At 60.5% G+C, this 23,226-nt stretch carries 20 protein-coding genes and 2 pseudogenes; 11 read left to right on the top strand and 11 right to left on the bottom strand.

What is annotated here, in order from left to right:
- Positions 1 to 252: 252 nt before the first annotated feature.
- The 4 genes and pseudogenes from AWB69_RS10890 to AWB69_RS10875 form a co-directional block, all read right to left on the bottom strand.
- The gene (locus tag AWB69_RS10890; protein ID WP_062084910.1) at positions 253 to 1,230 is read right to left on the bottom strand and encodes a HEPN domain-containing protein; all 978 of its coding nucleotides are present in this window, start codon (positions 1,228 to 1,230) and stop codon (positions 253 to 255) included.
- Between the two features lie 729 nt (positions 1,231 to 1,959).
- Entirely contained in the window at positions 1,960 to 2,355 is a 396-nt protein-coding gene (locus AWB69_RS10885) for a type II toxin-antitoxin system VapC family toxin (protein WP_062084909.1), read from the bottom strand.
- Positions 2,355 to 2,567 carry an AbrB/MazE/SpoVT family DNA-binding domain-containing protein gene (locus AWB69_RS10880; RefSeq protein ID WP_062084908.1) on the bottom strand — a complete coding sequence of 71 codons (213 nt, stop codon included), beginning with the start codon at positions 2,565 to 2,567 and terminating at the stop codon, positions 2,355 to 2,357. The genes AWB69_RS10885 and AWB69_RS10880 overlap by 1 nt, the downstream gene beginning before the upstream one ends.
- Positions 2,568 to 2,909: 342 nt before the next feature.
- Positions 2,910 to 3,203 (bottom strand): annotated as a pseudogene (locus AWB69_RS10875) (type II toxin-antitoxin system HicB family antitoxin); the annotation flags it as partial.
- 183 nt (positions 3,204 to 3,386) lie between these two features.
- On the opposite strand from AWB69_RS10875, the gene AWB69_RS10870 reads away from it, so the two are divergent.
- Positions 3,387 to 3,731 (top strand): hypothetical protein, encoded by a 345-nt coding sequence (locus AWB69_RS10870; protein WP_062084907.1) that lies wholly within the window; start codon positions 3,387 to 3,389, stop codon positions 3,729 to 3,731.
- A 228-nt stretch (positions 3,732 to 3,959) separates the two neighbouring features.
- On the opposite strand, the gene AWB69_RS47580 is transcribed toward AWB69_RS10870, so the two are convergent.
- Positions 3,960 to 4,787 carry a hypothetical protein gene (locus tag AWB69_RS47580; protein WP_156528804.1) on the bottom strand — a complete coding sequence of 276 codons (828 nt, stop codon included), beginning with the start codon at positions 4,785 to 4,787 and terminating at the stop codon, positions 3,960 to 3,962.
- A gap of 409 nt (positions 4,788 to 5,196) precedes the next feature.
- Between AWB69_RS47580 and AWB69_RS10855 the strand changes: the two genes are divergently transcribed.
- Positions 5,197 to 5,682: a DUF433 domain-containing protein gene (locus AWB69_RS10855; RefSeq protein WP_231937055.1), complete on the top strand. Its 486-nt coding sequence runs from the start codon at positions 5,197 to 5,199 to the stop codon at positions 5,680 to 5,682.
- Positions 5,683 to 5,705: 23 nt separating this feature from the next.
- On the opposite strand, the gene AWB69_RS10850 is transcribed toward AWB69_RS10855, so the two are convergent.
- Positions 5,706 to 6,743: an aromatic ring-hydroxylating oxygenase subunit alpha gene (locus AWB69_RS10850; RefSeq protein ID WP_062084903.1), complete on the bottom strand. Its 1,038-nt coding sequence runs from the start codon at positions 6,741 to 6,743 to the stop codon at positions 5,706 to 5,708.
- Between the two features lie 355 nt (positions 6,744 to 7,098).
- On the opposite strand from AWB69_RS10850, the gene AWB69_RS10845 reads away from it, so the two are divergent.
- On the top strand, positions 7,099 to 8,190 hold the full coding sequence (locus AWB69_RS10845; RefSeq protein ID WP_062084902.1) for a GGDEF domain-containing protein: 1,092 nt from the start codon (positions 7,099 to 7,101) through the stop codon (positions 8,188 to 8,190).
- Positions 8,191 to 8,221: 31 nt separating this feature from the next.
- Here AWB69_RS10845 and AWB69_RS10840 read toward each other — a convergent pair whose 3' ends face one another.
- From AWB69_RS10840 to flhF, 3 genes are read right to left on the bottom strand one after another with little or no spacing between them, the layout of a single operon-like run.
- Positions 8,222 to 8,953 carry an RNA polymerase sigma factor FliA gene (locus AWB69_RS10840; RefSeq protein ID WP_062084901.1) on the bottom strand — a complete coding sequence of 244 codons (732 nt, stop codon included), beginning with the start codon at positions 8,951 to 8,953 and terminating at the stop codon, positions 8,222 to 8,224.
- Positions 8,954 to 8,983: 30 nt separating this feature from the next.
- Positions 8,984 to 9,916 (bottom strand): nucleotide-binding protein, encoded by a 933-nt coding sequence (locus AWB69_RS10835; protein ID WP_082913347.1) that lies wholly within the window; start codon positions 9,914 to 9,916, stop codon positions 8,984 to 8,986.
- On the bottom strand, positions 9,909 to 11,633 hold the full coding sequence (gene flhF / locus AWB69_RS10830) for a flagellar biosynthesis protein FlhF (protein WP_062084900.1): 1,725 nt from the start codon (positions 11,631 to 11,633) through the stop codon (positions 9,909 to 9,911). The genes AWB69_RS10835 and flhF overlap by 8 nt, the downstream gene beginning before the upstream one ends.
- A 551-nt stretch (positions 11,634 to 12,184) precedes the next feature.
- Here flhF and AWB69_RS10825 point away from each other — a divergent pair.
- The 8 genes and pseudogenes from AWB69_RS10825 (at position 12,185) to AWB69_RS10795 (ending at position 19,579) form a co-directional block, all read left to right on the top strand.
- Positions 12,185 to 12,853 (top strand): annotated as a pseudogene (locus tag AWB69_RS10825) (cysteine hydrolase family protein).
- Between the two features lie 17 nt (positions 12,854 to 12,870).
- Positions 12,871 to 13,758, top strand: coding sequence for a DUF2877 domain-containing protein (locus tag AWB69_RS48625; protein WP_062084899.1), 888 nt, complete (start codon positions 12,871 to 12,873; stop codon positions 13,756 to 13,758).
- A gap of 146 nt (positions 13,759 to 13,904) precedes the next feature.
- Positions 13,905 to 15,461 carry an acyl-CoA synthetase FdrA gene (gene fdrA, locus AWB69_RS10815; RefSeq protein WP_062084898.1) on the top strand — a complete coding sequence of 519 codons (1,557 nt, stop codon included), beginning with the start codon at positions 13,905 to 13,907 and terminating at the stop codon, positions 15,459 to 15,461.
- A gap of 10 nt (positions 15,462 to 15,471) precedes the next feature.
- Positions 15,472 to 16,875: a YlbE family protein gene (locus AWB69_RS10810; protein ID WP_062084969.1), complete on the top strand. Its 1,404-nt coding sequence runs from the start codon at positions 15,472 to 15,474 to the stop codon at positions 16,873 to 16,875.
- Positions 16,876 to 16,894: 19 nt separating this feature from the next.
- Complete coding sequence (locus AWB69_RS48620; protein ID WP_197500208.1) at positions 16,895 to 17,497, top strand: amino acid kinase family protein; 603 nt, start codon at positions 16,895 to 16,897, stop codon at positions 17,495 to 17,497.
- Positions 17,439 to 17,852 carry an amino acid kinase family protein gene (locus tag AWB69_RS48615; RefSeq protein ID WP_197500207.1) on the top strand — a complete coding sequence of 138 codons (414 nt, stop codon included), beginning with the start codon at positions 17,439 to 17,441 and terminating at the stop codon, positions 17,850 to 17,852. Before AWB69_RS48620 ends, AWB69_RS48615 begins: the two co-directional genes overlap by 59 nt.
- Positions 17,853 to 17,916: 64 nt before the next feature.
- Positions 17,917 to 18,309: an allophanate hydrolase-related protein gene (locus tag AWB69_RS10800; RefSeq protein WP_062084897.1), complete on the top strand. Its 393-nt coding sequence runs from the start codon at positions 17,917 to 17,919 to the stop codon at positions 18,307 to 18,309.
- Between the two features lie 28 nt (positions 18,310 to 18,337).
- Complete coding sequence (locus tag AWB69_RS10795; RefSeq protein WP_062084896.1) at positions 18,338 to 19,579, top strand: cytosine permease; 1,242 nt, start codon at positions 18,338 to 18,340, stop codon at positions 19,577 to 19,579.
- Positions 19,580 to 19,636: 57 nt separating this feature from the next.
- Here AWB69_RS10795 and flhA read toward each other — a convergent pair whose 3' ends face one another.
- Positions 19,637 to 21,739, bottom strand: coding sequence for a flagellar biosynthesis protein FlhA (gene flhA / locus AWB69_RS10790; protein WP_062084895.1), 2,103 nt, complete (start codon positions 21,737 to 21,739; stop codon positions 19,637 to 19,639).
- Positions 21,736 to 22,974, bottom strand: coding sequence for a flagellar biosynthesis protein FlhB (gene flhB, locus AWB69_RS10785; RefSeq protein WP_062084894.1), 1,239 nt, complete (start codon positions 22,972 to 22,974; stop codon positions 21,736 to 21,738). Before flhB ends, flhA begins: the two co-directional genes overlap by 4 nt.
- Positions 22,975 to 23,226: the final 252 nt, after the last annotated feature.

The raw sequence follows: 23,226 nt of genomic DNA, 5'->3' as shown, positions 1-23,226 counted from the left end.
CGCCTTTGTTCTGTCGCAGTCCCCTCCCCGCCTGCCCGCCCTCTTGGGAGGCGTCCTTTGATGCAAGCTGCACCCCGCCCGTGAGCCCCTTCCACCTTGGGGCTTGCAACAAATTAAACGCAAACTTGTTGATGCACATTGATGCAGCGTGCACGCTTCGGTTCTGAGGTTGCATGCCGTCGCAAACGGGGTGGCTCGGCGTGAGGCGCTCGCCACGGTGAATCAGGTTTTCGAAATGCCGGTTAGGAGCTTTCAGCAATTCTTCAGGTCAAGAACGAGTAGAGGCTCTAGGAGAACATGCCTCAGCAGTCCCTTCACGACTGAACGAAGGTACTCGGCCGCAGCCTCCGCCGACTTAATCGCCTGCAATGGGCCGGAAGCGAAATTCGCCACTCCCCCGTGCGCCAAGGCGCTCCGATACGAGTAGAGCGCGGACCAAACCTTTTTTGCATTAACGTCACCAAAGTGCTGGTTCGTCGATATTGGTCTACGGAATCTGCGCATCAGAAGCGGTAGCTTCGTTTGCATCTGGTGGGTGATCGAGTCCCCCCGATCTTCCAGCTTGGCGTTATGCGTAATCATCATTTCGATGATCGCGAACAGTCCAATTACTTGAAATTCGGAATTCGCAGGCAACATGCTAAGGGAGTCATACATGAGGAAAGCGCGCTGGACTTCCGGGTGTTGCTCGTAAAGCGCGCCACCACCGAAGAACGGCTCAAATCCGGTGATCGTCTCGCGAGCTTCGTCCAGGTCAGCGATGCTCAAATGCGAGGCCGGGAGTGGCATGAAATCGCGAAAGTACCGCGAAGCGGAGTCTCCACGCCAACCGCTTAACCCCTGCCCGACGAATGTCAGGGCGGAAATCTCTAAAGGTGCGGCTGTTGCATTGATAGCCAAATGCGACCGATAGAGCCCGTTTTGATCTCCTTCATTGGTGACGATGTGATAGCGCCAATCGCCCACGGCGAGCGGAATCGCGTTGATGTTTTTGCTGTTCGGCCCGATTGGCGTTTCATGCCTGTCCGTCTCGTAGTTCAACTCACGCGGCACATTGAAGGGTGAGCCAACGCAGCACGCCAAGGTTTGCTTGATCGCGACGACCTCATGCTGCTTTGCTTTCCGCAAGGTCAGGTTAGGGGCAAGCTCGTATGAGTCGATACCAGGCAAAACTACTGGGTTGAGGACAAACGCCCATTGTTTAGGAAAGGAAAACTGGAAGTTGCTCATTGTCGATTGTTCGAACTCTGCGCCGGACGGGCGCGTTAGACCTGCTCCGTGGCCCGACTAAGCATCGACCGCAACGGAACCCACACAGGAGGTTTCTGAAATCGCTCCATTGTGCAGCGCAAACTCGAACCCACCACCTGATGGTTACAAATCAGCTGCTTGGCGTGCTGTACCTCCGCAGCGGGATTGAGGCGGGGTCTGCCGGCTGTACAGTGAAAATACAGTCAGGGTGAGCTTGGATGGCCTTGAATGACCTTGTTTAGCCTTGGTTTTGCAGTTTGCGAGTTGCGTAAGGCATTGATTTATAAGGGATCGTGGTGCGCTGGTAAAACTCCGAAGGCAGGGGTTGCTGGTTCGATCCCAGCCGGGCGCACCAAATTATTCTTTAGAATCAATAGTTGTGCTCGCCGAGCCTGTGCCGGTTGGTACAAATTCTGTCTATTTGTCGACAAGCGTAGAGAGAGCACACCGTGGCCAGATTCAGCGCTCCTGAGGCTCGACGGATTGAATGGTGGTGTCTGGTCGGCAAGAACGGAACCATCTGCGCGCGGATAACTATTACCGAAGTTCGGGCCAAGCGAAAACAGCGCGAACGGCGCGAACGGCGCTGGTCTGTTTCCGTGATGCTCCCCGTTTCGACTTGGTCAACACCATGCACATCTTGTTGGGCGACGTTGGTCTGGAGAGTGCAGACGGGCGGATCGGAGATGCCGGCGCCCGCGCAGGGTTTCACGAGCGGGTCGGCTTCGGGAAAAACACGGTGTCCGATAGTCCATTGAAATGCGCGTCACACGTGAGCAGATCCGCTCTCCGTTGCCGTGCTGTCGCGTAAACGATCGCATCGGCGGTCGCCAATTTGTGTTCCCGATGCAGTTCGGCGGCCAGCAATGCAATGGCAGTGTCCAGTGGTACGACCACACACTTCTGCGTGTAGGAAATGACTTGGTCGGCTTGTTCTTCACCGACCTCACGCACCAGCCATTTCGACAACTCGAGCTGTACGATCGTCGGCACGATACAGCGAGATTTTTCTGGAAATTCCTTGCTCAGCTTCTTGCCTAGCGCACTGCCGACCAACCACTCGATCCAGGCCGACGTATCAATCACGCGCATTGATCTCGCCATTAATAACGGTCCTTGCGGTCGCGGTAGTCGTCTTTCTTAGCGCCCTTCGCGATCCCGGAAAGTTGCTCCAATTCGGGTACCGGCATGACTAGCACGCCTTTGCCCTTTGGAATGAACACGAACTCTTGCCCGGCTTCCCAGTGCTGCTCTTCACGAACCGCTTTGGGAATGGAGATCTGAAATTTGCTGGATAGCGTTGCGGTGGCGGTCATTGCCTTACCTCATATGGATCGATATGTATTTGGTAAGAATACACCCACTTCTGCAGTCCGCAGAATGACTGGAAATGCAAGTTACGTCACCGCTATAGTTCCTCCGATCTGGTAAGGGGTGGCTACATCCGAATTGCTGCCGATTTCAGTTTTGGCTGCCCCTCGTCGAGTTACGCGGATGCGTGCTCAGCATGCGGCCCTAACTCCGAAGCGATTGTTTTGGCGCTCTCCAGTGCAATAGATGGTCTGGCCGTGTCAGATTCCACAGGCCGATTTGTCCGCCGTCCGTAGCGGCGCTCACCTCATCGAAGCGCGCGAAAATCCCCAATCTCTGGTCCGCCCTTATACCGGGATCACTTTCAACTCCAAACGCATGCCGAGCGCGGCCAGCGCCGAGGCGATCGTGTCGATTTTCGTTGCATGCCCGAGATCAATGACGCGATTCACTTCCTGCGGACGTGTGTGCATCCGCCGCGCCAACTCGGCGGGCGTGACGTGTTGGGCAAGCATTGCATTAAGCAGCAGCACCTTTGCCGCAACGCTGGCGCGTAGTTCGATCAGCGTCTCGCCGCGTTTTGCGTCGGACGGCAGCGGAACCGGGCGCTTATCTTCGAAGTAGAAATCCATTGCGGTGGACGAGTCCGGACCACGGGCATAAAATCCGGCGATTGCTCGCAGCGCGATCGTTACCGGAGAAGTCTGGTTCCCTGTGGAAATCAACCGGTTGGGGCGAGGGGCAGCGGTTCACCAATATTGATTCTCGTACTCACGCCCACATGTGGTGATGTTGATAAACGAGCGTAGGCAGGACGATAAAGCATGACTAAAGCTGAACTCACCGAACAAGAGAGCGCGCGCGCCGACTTGCTATGTTTCCTGGTCGCGATTGCGGCGGCATCGTACGCCCTGACGGAAGAATGGCGTGTGGACCATGTCGTCGAATGTTGTCGCCGGTGGCTAAGGAAGAACCAACTGAAGATGCACTGGCTCGATCGGGTCCAAATGGGCCAACTTGCGCTGAAGATTGCCAGTAAGGATTTGCTGGAGGCCGGAGTCGCGGTTCGGCTGTCAAGTGTATCGGCACTCTTCACCGATGAAATGGAACTCAACGGTTCAAGCACAATGGTGCAGAGGATGATGGCGCTTTGTCACGATGCACTCTAACCACGTCTGGTAGCAGATTGCAGAACGTAATCATGGACGTTCGCCCATAAGCGACATCAGCGGGGTAGCGGACGCACACGCGGTCCCGCCACGATCCCATCACATCTAAATTGCCTTTAAAACGGTACCTAAACCACTGCGAGTTGCAGTTTAGTCACCAGCGCTGTCATCTCTGAACGCGAGCGAAGTCACGACCGAACGTCAGCCGCACCTCGCCCGGTCTCTACCTCAAGCCGCTGTGTTGACGAACATCCCGCTGGCACCGGATGCACCTTGTTGCTGAAGGTTGCTCGAAAGACTTTGCAGGAACGTCTGCAACTGGGTACCCGTGCTGCTCGACGAGCTGCCGGAGGTTGTGCCCAACGCCGACAGCAGATTCTGGAAGTCCGACGTCAAACCACCGACGCTACTCGAATCGGTCGATGAACTGGTCGTGCTGGTGGTCGACGTGGTGCTGCTTGAACTGGAGGTCAACGAATCAGCCAGGTCGGAGATTTGGGACGCAAGATCACCGCCGCCACCACCGCCGTGCCGATGATGCCCGTGATGCGCCGGCGTTGTGCCATTGGTCGTAGTGGGAGCGGTTGTCGCGGCCGTGCTGGTCGCCGCGGTCGCGGTTGATGAACCGGTACTCGTTGCGCTGGTTGCCGCAATAGCACCGGTGGCGGTGTCACTCTCGGTGGTGCTCGTCGATGTCGATGTCGATGTCGGGACCGAGCTTCCCTGCTGCCCAGCCGCCTGGAACAGCGCGCCGAGAAATTGCTGCAGAGCTGCGGCTACCGATGTCGCCGACGACGAGGTGCTGGAGGTTGCATCGGTCGTGGGTGTCGAACTTGTGCTTGAACTCGTTGAAGACGTGTCGCTTGATGGCGTCAATCCAAGTTGGGACAACGTCGCGGCAATAGCCTGCGCCAGCGGATTGGTACTGTTGGCACTTCCCGTCGATGTGGTCGACGAAGAGTCGGCGCTATTCCCGTCTTGCTGGCTTGCGCGGGTGCGGTTAACCGCACCCGGCTCGGCGCTAGCAGCCGATCCTGTCAGTGCTGAAATGGACATGCATTGCTCCGAGTGGTTAGCGTGAATTCCTGCTGGAACGACGAGTGAGTGTAATAGCTGCTACCGTCGTTAACGGCCTCGTATTAGAGATCTTTTGATGATTCACTCGGGCGCTCATTACGCGATATTTCTAACTATTAGTAAGGCGTAAGGAGTGCTCGCCGTGCTGTATCCATCCACCGCATCAACTAGTTCGAAGCCGCTGTCACGCACACCGTAGAATGCGCGTATGGAACTCACTGGCGTTGGCCTATACACACTTCAGGAAGCGGAACAGCTCACCGGCGCGCAAGCGCGCGAGGTGAGCCGCTGGCTATTCGGCTACACGTTCAAGGGTGGTGTTGGCGCTCCACTATGGACGCCCCAATTTGCCGGTCTCGATGAGAAGGTAATTGGCTTTCGCGACCTGATGCAGTTGCGCATCGTTAAGGTTTTCCGCGATCACAGCTTTCCGCTCCGGGTGATTCGTGCTGCTATCGACGGCGCGAAGACGACCTTCGGAATCGAGTATCCCTTCACTGCACATCGGTTCTTGATCGACGGAAAATCGATTTTTGCCAAAGCATTGCAAGAGCATGGTGACGCTGAAATGCCCGATCTTGCCAAGCGCCGCTTGGCACTTGAACGAATCGTACGGCCCGCGTTGTACGCCGGGATCGAATTTGCAAGCGACGGCCAGGCAACGCGTTGGTTTCCACTCAAACGCAGCAAGGCGATCGTGCTCGATCCGGAAATCGCATTTGGCAAGCCTGTACTGACGGACTATGGCGTCAGAACGGAAATTGTCGCCGGGGCCTTCAAGACTGAAAAGAACAAGAAGAGAGTCGCGTCGCTGTTCGACATCCCGGTCGCCGCGGTCGAAGCTGCTATCCGCTACGAGCGAATAGCGATATGACGCACCCCGCAAGGCACCCCCCATCACTCCGTCCCATACCCCCACCCCCGTTCCCTCAAATATCTCCTGTACCCCACCGACAACCTGTCGCACACCTGATGCAGTTCAGCCTGCGGATCGAGCGGTAGCCGTTTCGGCCATTGCGATTCCACTACCGGCGTGTCCTGCATCAATATCCGCATATTGAAGTCATACAGCTCCTGATCCGAGTGTGTGGCCTCGTCCTCGAACACTGACACCAGCCACGCCCGCGTCTCCGTTTCACTCACCGGCGATGCCACCAGCAGCAGATGCAACGCGCCCGAACCATGCTGCGCCACCTTCGACAAGGTCGCCACCAGCGGTCGTTTCACGCGATACATATATTCAATATCCACCCCCTCCTGTCCCGGCAAACCCGCCGGTTGCCAGAAGCGGCACTGCCGTGCTTCAAGCCCGTCCTCAGTTTCAATCACTTCGTAATCCTTCACTTCCGCATGCGACGCGTCCCCGAGAATGCCTGTATGCACGAACGGGAAGTGCGCCATATCGAGGAAATTCTCGACCACGCGCGGCGCCGATGAACGCACCGTCTGCGCCGCGAGATTGATCCGGCGCGCACCGGGCGCGTCGTACTCCGGAAAGAAATCGAGCGGACGCGAGGGCTCGCCGAGACATGTCCATACCACGCCGTATCTCTCCTCCACGCGATAAGTCCGCGTGCAAGCGCGCTTCGCGGGGCGTATCGACGGATTGGCGGGAATGTGGATGCATTGGCCGTCCGCGTCGTAGCGCCAGCCGTGATACGGGCATGCAAGTACGCCGCCCGTCACCGTGCCCAAGGACAACTGCGCCCCGCGATGCGGACAGACATCGCGCCAGACGTGGGCATCGGTGGAAATATCGGGCTGCGCTGCCGGACCGCCAGCCGCCGGTGCGTTGCGCCAGACAACCAGTCGCTCGCCCGCCACCACAAACCCACGCGACTCCCCGGCGGGCACGTCGGGGCTATTACATACCGGCAGCCATTCGCCGAGTAATGCGGCATCGAGCGAGGTGCGGGCGTCACCGGCAGTACTCATGTCGCCAGAGGGAGCAGAGGAAGAAGCAGGTTCAAAGGGTTGCATTGGGGCGTCGAAAAACCTACGTAGTAGATAACAATTCAAATAGCAACGTGAACAACGATTCGAAAACAAGCCGCGTAGAAACGCAAGCCGCCAAAACATCCAGGCGTACCGAACGTGTGCTGCTCCGTTCGAAATCGACCAGAAGAAGCCGACATCAATCGGCCGCGATTCCAGCCGAATCCCGCAATTTCCGGTCACTTTTCCACTACGCAGTACGATTGCAATTCTGCAGTATGCAATCACTGTGGAAAAAGCGGCATCGATCAGCACTTCGGGAAGCGCCTCGGGATTGACATCAAGGAGACTCAGAATGGGGCAGCCGAATGACCCCTTCCACCGGCAGCGTGGTTACGTGTGGTCGGCACATCTCGATCCGGAAAAAGAGCAGGCAATGCTCCGAGTCATACTGGGCGGCCTCGCGACGTCCGTGTATGGCGCGCTGGCGTGGTCCTCCCCAACGCATGCCGCCGTTGCCAGCTTCCATGCGCTCACGCTCTATCTGATCTACGGCGTGGCGACGTGGCTAATCATCAGCAGAATGCAGCGGCAATCGAATCTGCGCCTCGCGTTCACGACGCTGACCGATCAAGTGCTGCTTGCCGTGATCCTCGGCGCGGGCGGAGCGCTCACGCTGCCCATGCTGTGGGCCGTTTTTCTCTTTCTGATCGGCGCGGGCGGGCGTCACGGCAAGCGCACGCTGGCGTTGTCGTGCGCAACGGCGCTGGTGGGATTGGTCGCGCTGTCCGTCTTGCAGCCGTGGTGGATGATCAATCGTTCAGCCGCGCTCGGAATTGGCTTGAGCGTGCTCGGGGCATCCATCTATCTCGCTGTACTGATTGGCCGGCTCGGCAGCGCGAATCGCGACCTCGCCCTCAAGGCCGGCACCGACCCGCTCACGGGCCTGAGCAACCGCTACATGCTGGAGCAGACCATCGGCCGGGCGGTGATGGCGATATCGACGGGGCAGGAAGGCGCGACTGCGCTGCTGCTGATCGATCTCGACGGCTTCAAGGAAGTCAACGATACCTACGGCCACGAAGTCGGCGACGCCGTGCTGCAAACCTTCGCGGCGTTGCTGGTAAGAAGGGTGAGGACCACCGATACGGTCGCGCGCCTCGGCGGCGACGAATTCGTCGTGCTCGCCCGGCACGTAACCGGCACTCACGCGGTGCAGACGGTGGCAAACGGCGTGCACGCGGTGCTGGCGGAAATGAGGTCGGTGCAGGACCGGATGGTGAATGTATCGGCGAGTATTGGCGCGTGCCTGATTTCGCCGGAGCTCAGCCCCGGCTACAGGGATATTGCCGCACTGATGCGCGCAGCCGATCGCGCAATGTATCGCGCCAAGGCGCTGGGCAAAGGCCAGACCGTATTCGCCGAAAGCGCGGATTTCGAAACCTGATCCGCTTCCATCGGCCTTCAGCCGCCCGGCCTCAGGCCTCCACACCCGACCATGCCTGTTCCCGCAACTTCGCCCGTAGCCGCGCGACGGCCTGGCTGTGCAACTGGCACACGCGCGATTCACTGACTTCCATCACGGCGCCAATCTCGCGCAGATTCAAGCCCTTCTCGTAATACAGGCTCATCAGCAGCTTTTCGCGCTCAGGCAGTTTATCGATTGCGTCCACGAGCGCGGAGCGCAAGTTGCCGTCGAGCAGCGCGGAGAGCGGATCGGCTTTATCGACGCAATAACGGTCGAGAAACGGCTCGTCATCCGAAGACCGGTCGAAGTCTTCGTAATAGATCAACTGGCTGCCATGCAGATCCTGCAGCATGGCCTGGTATTCGATGAGCGGCATGTTCAGGTGCTCGGCCACTTCCTGTTCGCTCGCCGAGCGCCCAAGATGCTGCTCGACCTTGTGCACCGCAGATTCGACTTCGCGCGAGGTCTTGCGCATGCTGCGCGGCAGCCAGTCGTTGGCGCGCAACTCGTCGAGCATCGCACCGCGAATCCGCTGGCTGGCGTAGGTCTCGAACTGAGCGCCCTGATCCTCCTTATAGCGGCTGGCCGCGTCCAGCAAGCCGATCATGCCGGCCTGGATCAGGTCGTCCAGATCGACGCTGGCCGGCATTTTGGCCACGAGCTGCAGTCCGAGCCGGCGCACCAGCGGCGCGTAGCGGGTCAGGACTTCGGACTGTGACAGTTTTCCCTGGGCGTTATACATCGCATTCACCTTGTTCCTTCTCTTGCGGCATCACACGGATGCGGGGCTGCTCATCGCAAGCTGCATCAATGGCGTTTCGGTGCGGCGTACCGCGCCGGAGTTGATCGAGCGCCCCAACTCATGCTGCGTTTCCGCTCGCATGGTCTGCACGGGCCATTCAAACTGCGACGCTTGCGGCATCGGCCAGTACTGCAATTCAGCGGCAATCTGCCGATAATCCCGGGCGGCGGCCGTCGCCGGAAAAGCTTCCACCGCGCAGCGCGACAGCTCGTGCGCCCGTGCCACGTGCGGATCCTCGGCCACGCAACCCGCCGGCATGAGTTGCACCGCGAGATAGCGGTCCGCAACGCTCGCGAGGTTGTCGAAGGCGAGTTGCGCGTCCGCGGCGTTCTTCACGTGATTCACCACGATCCGGAAGCGGCTGATGGCATGCGCGTAGTGCAAGCGCTTGATGCAGGCATACGCCTCGGTGATCGCGGCAGGCGCTACGCGCGTCACGATCACGAAGTCGTGCGCTTGCACGGCCAGACTGGAGAGCGCGCCGCTGCGATCGAGCTGGGTATCGATCAGTACGACATCGGCGGGTCCGTCGAGGAGCACCCGGCAATGCGCGGCGTCCTGGCTGATCCGTTCGTCGCGCGGCGCGGCGATCACGGAAAAACCGAACGGCGTGTGCGTGACGGCATCCTCTAAAAAACGCTTGCCGGACAAGACAGCGCCCAGCGCGCCGTTGGGCACCACCTTCGCCAGCCGGTTCACCGACAACGCGTTCTGGCGCTCGTCGATCACCAGCACGTCCTTGCCTTGCGCGGCGAGGGCGGAGGCGAGGTTGACGACCGTCGAGGTATTGCCGGTCCCCCCCAATCCACCTGCCGGGGCGCCGCACACCGCCACGACCCGAGAGCCGCTGCGCGTCAGCAGACGGCGCAAGCCTTCAGCCTGATCGGACACGAACTTATCCAAAATGGACCTCATGGAGTTCTGTGGAAGCGCGCGCGGAGAGCGCGGACAGGAGCGGCGGCACGTCGTCGTCTTGCGGCACGAACGGTGAGCCGTCGCGCGGGATGCAGAAGGCGCTCTTGATCAGGAATCGCTTGGTCGCGACGTACAGGTTTTCCGGCACCTTCTGACCCGTCGATACGTAATGCACGGGCAGCTTGTAACGGATCACGGTGTCGAGCACGCCACCCAGGTTCGTGGCTTCGTCGAGCTTGGTCAGGATGCAGCCCGCGAGCGGCGGCTGGTCCGGCGTGCTCTGGTAGGCCTGCACGACTTCGTTCAACGTGTCGCCGTGGCTGGTTGCGTTCAGCAGCAGCAGGCGCTGCACCGGGTGGCCGGCGCCGCACAGCATGGCGATATGGTCGGCGACGGTACGGTCACGCTGACTCATGCCGATCGTGTCGATCAGCACAATGTGCTTGTTGCGCAGTTCGGAGAGCGCGAGTTGCAGGTCGCTCGCGTCTTTCACCGCATGCACCGACACCCCGAGGATCTTGCCGAAAATACGCAGTTGTTCGTGTGCGCCGATCCGGTAGCTGTCCGTGGTGAGCAGCGCGACCTTGCTGGCGCCAAAGCGCATCACGCAGCGCGCGGCGAGCTTCGCGGTGGTCGTGGTCTTGCCCACGCCCGTCGGGCCCATCAGCGCGAAAACGCCGCCGCGGTTCATCATCGATTCTTCGCTGTCCATGACGGGCAGGTTGTTTTCGAGCACTTGCTGAACCCATTGCATGGACGCTTCGGCCGCTTCGATCTCCGGCATGTTGTCGACCATCAAACGGACCAGTTGCGCGGAGAAACCGGCGGCAAACAGGCGCTTGGTCAACGCGGCGTGATTCGGGCTGCGGCGCTGGCGATCACCCCACAGCAAGCCGGCGAAGTGCTCTTCCATCATGCCGCGCATGGACGAAAGCTCATTCATGACGGTGTCCTTCATGACTTGCTCCACGCGCGTGCGGACGGCTTCGGTAACCGCGGCAGCGGCCGATGCCGGCAGGCCCGCGAAGGCGCCTTCCTGCATCGAACTGGCGGTTTGCGCCGCGGACATATAGGTTTGGGTCTGGGCGTGCAGTTGCGCGGTCTTTTGTTCCGCGCGGCGAGCGGCGAGTTGCGCCGCTTCGCGTGTCCACCCCGGGGCTTGGGCTGCTTCCTCCGGCGTGACAGTCACGGGAGCGCCCAGTCCCTTCGCAATTGCCGTCGATGCGCTTAGCGCGCGTTGCGGCGCACTTTCAGCCGCCGAGTGCGCCGATTGCGCGACCCGGCGCGCATGCTCGATCAGCCAGGGATTCGATTCGGCCATCGTGCGCGACGCGTCTACCGGCTGCGCTTCGGGCTGGTGATCGTCCAGCGGTTCCGGATTGGCGCCGAACACCGACGAAAAGACATCGCCGCTCGCATAAGGGTTCGAGCCCGCGCTCAAATTCGAATGAGGTTGCGAATGAGGCTGCAAATGCGACTGCGCGTGCGACGGGCTTTCGGCCGACGCCCTCAGTTTCATCTCGCGATGCTGGGCGGCTGCTTTCGGGGAAATCTTCGCGAGGTCGCCGTCCGCCACAGCGACAATTTCTATGCTGCCGTCTTCGGTTACCCGGTTCGACAACACGACCGCATCGGGGCCCAGTGCTTCACGGACAAGCCGAAACGCGTCGCGACTCGTAGCACCGATAAATTTGCGGATGTTCATTTACCCCCCGATGAGCTCGCACTCACGTTGATCTGTTGCGGTTGACCGGCCGAGCCACGTTTTGAGCGACGTACCGTTTTCCTGTGAATGAATTATTGCAAGGGCGGCTGGCGGACCATCGGCTGATAAGAGCCGGGAAAGCGGGGTAATTCGGGAGATCGGCGGCGGGGCCGGCGCGTGGACTGCATCGGGGAGATGCATGCCGGATCAAACATCAGACAATTGATTGCATGAATTCGGCGGCCGCGACGGCAAACTTCAGCAATCGTTTCATTACCTGGTGTGTCGTCCGGCATTAGCGTTCAAACGATTATTTCATCTTCCGTTTTATTATTGCGCAACACAGTGCCGGCGAGTTCGTGATAATGATTTTATTAAGTTTTTGAAACGACTTTAATCAAGCCTGAAAATCAATGAACAATGGTTAAGTCAGTGAAATATCTATCGTGCGTCAAAGCGAATCTACCTATAATAAATCGAAGGACAATTTAATGAATTCGCAATGACAGGGCAAGAGTTTCACGTCCTGACATTAATCAAGGAATATCGAAATGCTTCAGAAACTATTTCGCGCAAACCCATTTCCACTATCGTTCGATTCAAAAACCACTGCATTGGTCATGATCGACATGCAGCGCGATTTTGTTGAACCGGGGGGATTTGGCGAAGCATTGGGAAATGACGTTTCCCTGGTGCGCAGCGCGATCGTCCCGTGAGGGAAAGTGTTGAAGGCAGCGCGTGATTCGAAGTTGCTGGTCATCCACACGCGTGAGGGCCATCGCGCCGACCTGGCCGATTGCCCACCCGCGAAACTGACCCGGGGCGGCAAGACCTTCATTGGCACCGACGGTCCAATGGGCCGCATTCTGGTACGCGGCGAAGCAGGTCACGACATCATCCCCGAGCTGTACCCGGCGCTGGGCGAACCGATCATCGACAAGCCCGGCAAGGGCGCGTTCTATGAAACCGACCTGCAGTTGATCCTGCAGAACCACGCTATCAAGACGCTTATCGTGTGCGGGGTGACCACTGAAGTTTGCGTAACCACCACCGTGCGCGAAGCCAACGACCGCGGCTACGAGTGCATTGTCGCGGCGGATTGCGTGGGTTCGTATTTCCCCGAATTCCAGAAGTCGGCGCTGGAGATGATCAAGGCCCAGGGCGCAATATTCGGTTGGGTCAGCGACGCCGCCGCCATTGTCGACGGCTTGCGCGGCTGACGCCACCGGGGCTGGCCATGGCGCTCCTCACGTTCCCGGTGTGCTCGGTGGGTTATCTGGCGGAGCATGGGCCGCGCGAGACGCTGCGGTTCTGGGTCCATAGCTGCTTCCACCATGCGTTGAATATCTCGTCGTCGAGCGGCGAGTTGCTGACCTTGCTCGGTCCGCGTTACCAGAACCTGCCCACGGCGATCAGGCTCCTGACGCCGCCCGGGTGGGATTGGCGCCATCAGGTGCATTCACAGCAGCCCATCACGCTCGAGAACAACGAGTTGCGCGGCGCGCTCTGGCGCGCAAACCTGGACCGGGCGCCTTGCTGGCGGCCCGAAACAGGGCGCCTGGATCGCGGCTGTTCGCCGGAAGCGCTGCTGGCGGCTTATCCGGCGCTGGCAAGCCAGCTGTCGCAGTATTGCCTGCAACGCGAGGTGCGCAGCAGCTTGCAGTTGCTGCCAACCTGGTCATCGGGCGGACGTGTGCCCAGCCTGAATCCTGGTGACTCAACGGCCGCGCTGGAGAGCAGCGTCTCGGAACTGATTGGATACGGGGCGGGGCTGACGCCCGACGGCGACGACTACCTCCTCGGTTATCTGGCGTTGTTATGGTCTTGGCAACATCTCGATGCCATATCCGCGCATTTGAAACTATTGCGTCCGGTAATCAAGCATCAGCTTCACCGGACGACCAGTATCAGCCGGCATTATCTGGGACTGGCGTTGCAGGGACACTATTCACAACCCATTGACCATTTATCAACCGTTCTGATTCGTGGAAGGCCGCCGCTGGACATAAAGCGCGCAGCAATCGATGTCATGCAATTCGGCTCTTCATCCGGCGCGGATTGCCTTGCCGGTTTCCTGCACGGAATAAGAACGTTGGGAAAAGTGACGCAAGAAGAAATGAGCTGATTCTTAAAACGAATCGGCGGACACGACTATCGACATTGTCGAGTGAGCAGGATTGATGGCATCGAGCGCGCACAGCGCCTGATTCGCCAGGCCGGGATTCGGCCAAATCCGGAGAAGCAGGCGTACCGATTACCGGAATATTTGAAATGAGTATAAGAACCAAGGTCTTCCAGAACATGTATCAGGACTCCGTCTCCCTGATGCAGATCTCCGCGCACATTTCCAGGCTCGACGGCATCGAGCAAGCGTCGGTAGTGATGGGAACCGGCACCAATCTGGCGCAACTGCGAGACGCGGGTTTGGACGACGGCTGCAAGGCGGGCCCCAACGATCTCGTGATCGCGGTGAGGGGCGAGATCGCCGCATGTGACGTCGCGCTCGGTATCGCGGAAGAGCGTTTGAGCAGCAAGCCGGAGGAGTCGAGCGGCGACGGCGTGCGTCCGCCGCCACTTGCCAGCCCCGAAATGGCAGTGGAGCAGCAGGCGGCATCGAATCTGGCGCTTATTTCGGTTCCTGGCGATTACGCCGCCGCCGAAGCGATCAAGGCGCTGCACCTGGGGCTTTCGGTGATGCTGTTCAGCGACAACGTCAGCCTCGCCCACGAGCGCGCCATCAAGACGCTCGCGGCTGAGAAAAACCTGCTGGTAATGGGCCCCGATTGCGGGACGGCCATTGTCAACGGGATGCCGCTGGGTTTCGCCAACGTGGTCAGGCGCGGAGCGATCGGCGTGGTGGCGGCGTCGGGCACGGGACTGCAGGAAGTGACATGCCGCATCGACCAGTTGGGCGCCGGGATTTCGCAGGCGCTCGGCACGGGCGGTCATGACCTGGACGAATCGATCGGCGGGATTTCCATGCTGCACGGTCTCGATGCGCTGAGCGCGGATCCCGACACCCAGGTGATCGTGCTGATCTCCAAACCGCCGGCTCCGGCGGTCGCGGAACAAATCCTCGCGCGGGCGCGCGCCGCAGGCAAGCCGGTGGTTGTCAACTTCCTGGGTGCGCGAGCCGAAGACATGAACGTGCCGGGAATCACTCCGGCCTACACCCTGGCCGATGCCGCCGGCTTTGCCGTCGCGTTGTTGTCGGGCGCTGAACTGCCGCCAACGGTAGCCGGGATCAGCACGCCGGACGCCGGCCGTCTCCACGATTACAGCCGTACGTTGCGGCCCATGCGGCGCTTTATCCGCGGTGTGTTCGCGGGCGGCACGTTTTGCTACGAGAGCCAGTTGTTATGCCGGGAACGCGGTTTCGCCGCGTCGTCGAATACGCCGGTTGCATCCAACAGCAAGCTCGAGGATATCTGGCGCAGCACCGGCCACACGCTCGTGGACATGGGCGACGACGACTTCACGCGCGGCCGTCCGCATCCCATGATCGATCCCACGCTGCGCAACCAGCGAATCCTCGCGGAACTGAACGACCCGCAAGTCGCCGTCGTGCTGTTCGATCTCGTGCTGGGTTATGGCGCATCGACGGAACCCGCCAGCGAGTTGCTGACGCTGATCGAACACGCGCGCCTGCAAGCGGCCGGCCGCGACTTGCCGGTCCTGATCTCCCACGTTTGCGGCACCGAAGCCGATCCACAAGTCCGGAGCCGTCAGGTCGATACCTTGCGCGAAGCCGGTGTTTTGGTCGCCGGATGCAACGCGCAGGCGGCGCTCTGGGCGAGCCATGTCGCCCATCTTCAGGCGCAAAAATAACGGGACCATGATGAACACGCTATTTAATCAGCCACTGACCGTGGTGAACGCAGGCCTGAGCAGTTTCGCCGAAAACCTCGCCCTCGCCGGCGGCAACGTCACTGATTTGCGCTGGCAGCCGCCCGCTCTCGGCGACGTGGACGCGGGGCTGGCGCTGGCATCGCTGATTCGCCATCCGCTGGTCGAGCAGGCCAACGACCAGGCGTTCCAGCAGTATCTCGCCGCCCAGCCAGTTCTCGTCGATGTCATGAGCGCATCGCACGCGATCGGCGCAATGGCGCATCGCAAGCTGATCCTGCACGCGGGACCGCCCATCGACTGGGCCGATATGTGCGGACCGGTAAAGGGCGCGATTGTCGGCGCGATCCTGTTCGAAGGATGGGCGACGACCCACGAAGCCGCCGAGCGTCTGGCGGCGGACGGCGCGATCGATTTCGAGCCGTGTCATCACTATCAGGCGGTCGGTCCAATGGCCGGCATCATCAGTCCGTCCATGCCGCTCTGGGTGATCGAGAACAAGACCAATGGCCGGCGGGCTTTCAGCAACTTCAACGAAGGGCTCGGCAAGGTGCTCCGTTTCGGGGCCAACAACGGCGAAGTGCTGGACCGCCTGCACTGGATGGCCCAGGAGCTCGCGCCGGCATTGAAGGCCGCGTTGAAGGTGCTGGGCGAAGTGGAGTTGAAGCCGCTGATGGCGCAGGCGTTGCACATGGGCGACGAGGTCCATAACCGCAACGCGGCCGCCACCGGCCTCCTGATCAAACGCCTGATTCCCGCGTTGCTGTCGACTGGATTGCCGATCGAACGGATTCAGCGCGTGACGGAATTCATTGTCGGCAACGATCACTTCTTCCTCAATCTCTCCATGGCCGCGTGCAAGGCGATGACCGATGCGGCCCACAACGTGCCCTTCAGCTCCATGATCACGGTCATGGCGCGTAACGGCGTGAACTTCGGCATTCGCATGTCCGGCACGGGCGACCGATGGTTCCAGGCGCCCGCCAATCCGGTGGAAGGATTGTTCTTCCCGGGCTATGGCGTGGAAGACGCCGCCGCGGATCTCGGCGACAGCGCCATCACCGAGACCGCAGGCGTGGGCGGTTTCGCCATGGCGTCGTCGCCGGCTATTGTCAAGTTCGTGGGCGGCACGCCGGCGGACGCCACCAGCAACAGCCGCCGCATGCAGGCCATCACGCTGGGCGGCAATCCCGCGTTCACGCTCCCCGCACTGAATTTCGCGCCGACCGCTGCGGGTATTGACGCCCGCAAGGTGGTCGATCGCGGCATCCTGCCGATCATCAATACCGGGATTGCGCACAAGGAGGCTGGCGTCGGGCAGATCGGCGCGGGCATTACCGCTGCGCCTATGCCGGGTTTCATCGAAGCGATTCGCGCGCTCGCCGAATACGTTTAAACCACACGGGACACGCATCATGACCAAGCCTCTGGCTATTGTCGCGGTCGGCGGCAACGCGCTGATCCGCGACGATCAACACAATAGTATTCCTGATCAATACGACGCGGTCGTCGAAAGTGCCCGGCACATTGCCGACATGATCGAGGCCGGGTGGGACCTGGTGCTGACACACGGCAACGGACCGCAAGTCGGTTTTATCCTCCGCCGCTCCGAACTCGCCGCCGATGAAGTCCGGCCGGTACCGCTGGACTATGCCGTCGGGGATACGCAGGGCGCTATTGGCTATATGTTTCAAAAGGCGTTGAGCAATGCGCTGCGGCGTCGCGGGATTCATCGGCAAGTGGTCACCGTTGTGACCCAGACGCGTGTCAGCCCGAACGATCCGGCGTTCCTCAATCCCGGCAAACCAATAGGCGCTTTCCTCGATGAAGCCACCGCGCGGCAGCGGCAACAGTCACTCGGATGGACGCTGATGGAAGACGCCGGGCGGGGCTGGCGCCGCACAGTGGCTTCGCCTCAGCCGCTGGAGATCATGGAGCGCGAGGTGATCGCGACGTTGCTTGCGCAGGGGTGCGGTAATTGCGTGCGGCGGCGGAGGCATTCCCGTTCTGGTCGATGAGCACCAGCAGATCTCGGGCGTGGAAGCGGTCATCGACAAGGATCTGGCGTCGGCCCTGCTCGCCGAGCAACTGGGCGCTGATCTCCTGCTGATTCCGACAGGCGTGGAACAGGTGGCCATCAATTTCGGCAAACCGGATCAGCGCTGGCTGGACACGTTGAGCCTGGCCGAAGCGCACGAATTGATCACGCAAAACCAGTTCGGCGCGGGAAGCATGTTGCCCAAAGTGGAAGCCATCATGCGATTCGTTACCCATAGCCGGTCGAATGGCGGGCACGGAAAGGGCTTGATTACCAGCCCCGAAGCGATCAAGCGTGCACTTGATCACAAGACCGGGACGTGGATCACGCAATAGTGGTTCAAGCCGTTGGCATTTTATTTAGCAATACCAGTTTTTATTGAAGAACGAAGGCAGACAGATGAACAAGACTACGTTGCTGGCCGTCAACGGCACGCTCATGCGCGGACTCGAACTGAACGGCAACATGACGGCGGCTGGCGGCGTGTTCGTGCGTGAAGATCAAACCGATCCGCACTACCTGCTCTGGAGCATTGGCGATCGCCATCCGGGAATGATTCGCGTGACAACAGGCGGAACGTCGATCGCGCTCGAGGTCTGGGAGTTGCCGCTTGCGTCGTTCGCCGCGTTGCTGTTGAGCGAACCGGCGGGGCTGGCGATAGGCAAGGTGACGCTTCGCAACGGCAGCCAGCTATTGGGCGTGCTCGCCGAACCCTGGCTGGTCGAAAACCAGAAGGACATCACCGCGCACGGAAGCTGGCGCGCCTACACCGGCCATTTCCATTCCGCCTGACTGCGCGGAATTTCCGAGGAACATTTGTATGCGCAACACTGACGAACGCCCGCATACGGCGCCCGGGTATCGCATTGCCATGATTTTATTGGGCATTGCGATCACGCCGGTTTTACTCTCCTCCTCCAGTCTCGGCAGTCAGCTATCGAGCCTGGCGTTGATCAAGGTGGTGGTGATCGGCGGCATCATCCTGACCATTCTTTCGGGCATCACCATTTGCGTCGGCGAGAAGGCGCGCCTGCCAACCTACGGTATCGTCAAATATCCGTTCGGCGAAAAAGGGGCGGTCGCCATCAACATCCTGCTTGCGGTCAGTTTGTTCGGGTGGATTGCCGTGACCGCCAACATGTTCGGGCATTCGGTCCACGATCTGCTCGCGCAGCAGGGCCTCGAAATACCAGTGCCGGTGCTGGTTGCGGTGGGTTGCGTGATTTTTGTCGCGGCTACGGCTTTTGGCTTCGAACTGCTCGGGAAGGTGGCTCAGTTCGCCATACCCGTCATCGCGTTGATGCTCTGTTATTGCGTGTATGTCGCGGCTCACGGAATAGTCCCGGTACCAGCCGGGTTCACCGATATGAACACCGGCGTGGCCGTTTCCACCGTGGTCGGGACGATCATTGTGCTGGTCGCCACGCTGCCTGATTTCGGCAGCTTCGTTCACGATCGCAAGCACGCGTTGATTGGCGCGGTGCTGACGTTCCTGATCGCCTATCCGTTGTTGTATTGGGCGGGCGCCACGCCGAGCGGGATCTCGGGGAAAGCTTCCTTGCTCGGCGCCATGGCCGTGTTCGGGGCCGTGCTGCCGGCCGCTTTACTGCTCATTTTCGCGACCGTAACGGGCAATGCCGGGAATATGTTTCAAGGCACGCTGGTTGTTTCCACCTTGTTCACGCGATTTCCCAAGTGGCAAATTACCGTGGCGCTGGGCGTGCTCGCGGTGATTGTCGGCAGCATGGACATCATGGCGTGGTTTATTCCGTTTCTGCTTTTCCTGGGCATTGCGACGCCGCCTGTGGCCGGGATTTATATAGCAGACTTTCTACTGTATCGGCGAGGCGGGTATGACGAGCGCCTGCTCGCAAGCGACCCGCAAGTGAAGATGCTTACGTTCGTTGCGTGGATCATCGGGTCGCTGGTCGGGTTCATGACCGTGAAGGGCGTGTTTTCCTTCACCAGCATCCCTTCACTCGATTCGATTATTGTCGCTTGCATTTGCTACACGATTTTCAGCAGGGTCACCCGCCTGCGGAGTGTTGCTTCCGAGCTTTAACAACCGACCTTTAACCGGCTCATTAACATCCGTCCGCCACGCGATGCGGCGGACGTTTTACCCCTGCGGCCCGATCAGGTTCATCACCTTGATGTTCCTGGTATCCGGCACTTCCGCATACGACAGCACCTTCAACTGCGGCAGGCTTCTTCTCAGGAAACGAGCAAGCATGGCGCGCAGCGAATGCTGCACCAGAAGCACCGGCGGCAGCCCCATGTTCTGCTGGCGCAGAATCGCGTTTTGCGTCGAGTTCAACAACGTCTGCGCCAGGCCCGGTTCCAGTCCCGGATTCGCCCCCGTCGCCAACGCCTGCGACAGCACGCGCTCCAGCGCCGGGTCGAGTCCCATCACCTGCAACTCGCCGCTGCCCGGATACCACTGCTGTGTGATCGCGCGGCCCAGCGCCAGACGCACCGCGGCAGTCAGGTCGTACGCGTCGGATACCTTCGGCGCATGTTCCTGCAATGCGTCCAGGATCGTGCGCATATCGCGGATAGGAACGCCTTCGTCCAGCAAGTTCTGCAGCACCTTCTGCAAGGTCGTCAGCGCCAGCGTCTTCGGCACCAGATCGTCGGTCAACGAAGGCGTGTCCTTGCCTATACGCTCCAGCAACGCCTGCACTTCCTGACGGCCCAGCAATTCCGCGGCGTGCGTCACGACCAGATGGTTGAGGTGGGTGGCCACGACCGTGCTGGCATCGACCACGGTGTAGCCATACACCTGCGCCTGCTCACGCAAGTTCGTATCGATCCACACCGCCGGCAAACCAAATGCCGGATCTTGCGTCGGATTCCCCGGCAACGTTGCCGAAACCTGACCCGGGTTGATCGCGAGCCACTGACCCGGGAATGCTTCGCCTACGCCCACTTCCACGCCCTTCAGCGCAATGCGGTAACCATTCGGACGCAACTCCAGGTTGTCGCGGATATGGATCACCGGCGGCAGGAAGCCGATTTCCTGCGCGAACTTCTTGCGGATACCCTTGATCCGTTTCAACAACTCGCCATCCGCGTTCCGGTCGACCAGCGGTATCAGCCGATACCCCACTTCGAGCCCGAGCGGATCGATCATCGCGACGTCGTCCCAGCTCGCTTCCGTGTTTTCGAGCGGTGCAGCGGCGGCAGGCACGACATCCGTTACCAGCGACGTTTTCTTCTTTGCCTGGATGCGCTGGTTCATCGAACGCGCGGCATACACCAGACCGCCGCCCAGCAGCAAGAACGCGAAATGCGGCATGCCGGGAATCAGGCCCATGATCCCGATGATCACGCCGGTAATCATCAACACGCGCGGGTTGTTGAACAGCTGCCCCGTCAACTGCGTGCCAATGTCTTCTTCAGTCGCCACCCGCGACACGATCACGCCCGCCGCCGTCGAAATGATCAGCGAGGGGATCTGCGCGACGAGGCCATCGCCAATGGTCAGCAGCGTGTAGTTCGTGGCCGCGTGCGCGAAGTCCATGTCGTGCTGGACCATCCCGACAATCAAGCCGCCCACGATATTGATGATCATGATCATCAAGCCCGCGATCGCATCGCCGCGCACGAACTTGCTCGCACCATCCATGGAACCGTAGAACTCGGCTTCCTGCGCGACTTGCAAACGGCGCTTGCGCGCCTGGTCTTCGTTGATGAGGCCGGCATTCAAGTCGGCATCAATGGCCATCTGCTTACCCGGCATGGCGTCCAGGGTGAAGCGTGCGCCCACTTCGGCAATCCGCCCCGCGCCCTTCGTGATCACCATGAAGTTGATGATCATCAGGATCACGAACACGACAATACCGACCGCGAAATTCCCGCCCACCAGGAAGTGGCCAAACGATTCGATCACCTGGCCGGCGGCATCGGGACCGGTATGGCCTTCGAGCAGCACGATCCGCGTGGACGCCACGTTCAGCGACAAACGCAGCAGCGTGGAGAACAGCAGCACGCTCGGGAATGCAGCAAAGTCGAGCGGCTTTTGCGTGTACATGCTGACCAGCAGCACCATCACCGACAGCGCGATGTTGAACGTGAACAGCAAGTCGAGCAAAAAGGCCGGCAACGGCAGGATCATCATGCCGAGGATCATGCAGATCAGCACCGGGCCGGCTAAGGCCCGCAAGTTCTGCGATCCCAATGCGTCAGGGCGCTTCGAGAAAAATCCGGCGCGCGCGTTCATGCTCTGCTTCCTTTCATCGGGTCATTCGGGCCGTTTGGGCCATTAGCTGCGGCGTCTGCCGCGAATGCTTCGGCGGCTTCCTGGTCGGCTTCTGATTCGGGAACGCCGCCTTTGTCGAGTTCGGGAGGAACCTCGAGATTCTCGGGTTTGTCCGGCTTCGTGCCGCCGTCTTCCTTGAACTTGCGCAACTGGTATACCCACGCCAGCACTTGCGCGACGGCGCCGTACAGCGCACCCGGAATCTCGCGGTCGATCTCGACGTTGTGATACAGCGCCCGGGCAAGCGGCGGTGCTTCGAGCAGCGGCACGTTGTGTTCGATCGCCATTTCACGAATGCGCGTGGCCACGAGGTTCACGCCTTTCGCGACGACCTTCGGCGCGCGCATCTGGCCATCGGCATATTTCAGCGCGACGGCGAAGTGGGTCGGGTTGGTGACGATCACGTCGGCGGTGGGCACCGCGGTCATCATCCGGCGGCGCGCAGCGGCACGTTGCTGCGCGCGAATGCGGGCCTTGACCGCCGGGTCGCCATCGCTTTCACGATGCTCGCGCTTCACTTCTTCCTTGCTCATGCGCAGCTTCTTCGCGTGCGTCCAGAGCTGGTAAGGGACATCGACTGCGGCAACGAGGAACAGTCCGGCGATCGCCATGCCGCAGCACACCACGAGCAGATGCATGGTGTCGGCGAGTGCGAGGTCCAGCGGTTTGGTGACGAGGCCGAGCACTTCGTCCTTGCGGGTCCACATCGCCCAGCCGGCGAGTCCGCCGACCACCAGGGTCTTCAGGATCGACATGCCGAGCGCAATCGGTCCTTGCGACGAGAAGATCTTGCCGAGTCCGCTGATCGGGTTCAGCCGGCTGAAATTGGGCGCCATGGCTTTGGTGCTGAGCAGCCAGCCGCCGAGCGCCAGGGGCGCGCCAAGCGCGGCCAGGCCCGTCAGCGCGAGCACCGGAGCCAGGGCCATGAAACCTTCCTTGCCGGCGGCGGTTGCGCCGATCAGCATCTGGTTGGTGTCGAGGACGGTCTTGTGATTGAACGTGAACGCGCCGCGCAAGATGGCCTGCATGTGCTGGCTGAGAGGACCGGACAGGCCCCAGATGCCGAAGAACCCCGCCGCCAGCAGCGCGAACGACGTGAGTTCCCGCGAGCGCGCGACCTGACCTTCCTCCCGCGCCTTTTCAATGCGCTTGGGAGTGGCTGATTCGGTCTTTTCGACGTCGCTCTCTTCTGCCACTTCGCTGCACTCCAGTCTCGCCGGGCTTCGACGAAGCCGTTAACGTGTTGATCCAGTGGAGCGATTATTGCGAAAAGCAGCAAGCGGCCATCGCTTGATCAGGGCGGACAAACGGGGGCAATTCGGGCGATGGAACCGGCGCGACCGGCATGCGGCGAAGACATGGCGCGAAGGCATGAGGCAAGGCGTCATGAAAAACGCGCCGGTCCCCGGAGAGAAGCGGCGCGTGTTGCAGTGCATTGAATCGATGAC

Origin of the sequence: Caballeronia udeis (assembly GCF_001544555.2) — a bacterium.
GTDB lineage: Bacteria > Pseudomonadota > Gammaproteobacteria > Burkholderiales > Burkholderiaceae > Caballeronia > Caballeronia udeis.
The sequence above is the reverse complement of the archived record's forward strand: the minus strand, read 5'-3'. Positions and strand labels throughout refer to the sequence as shown.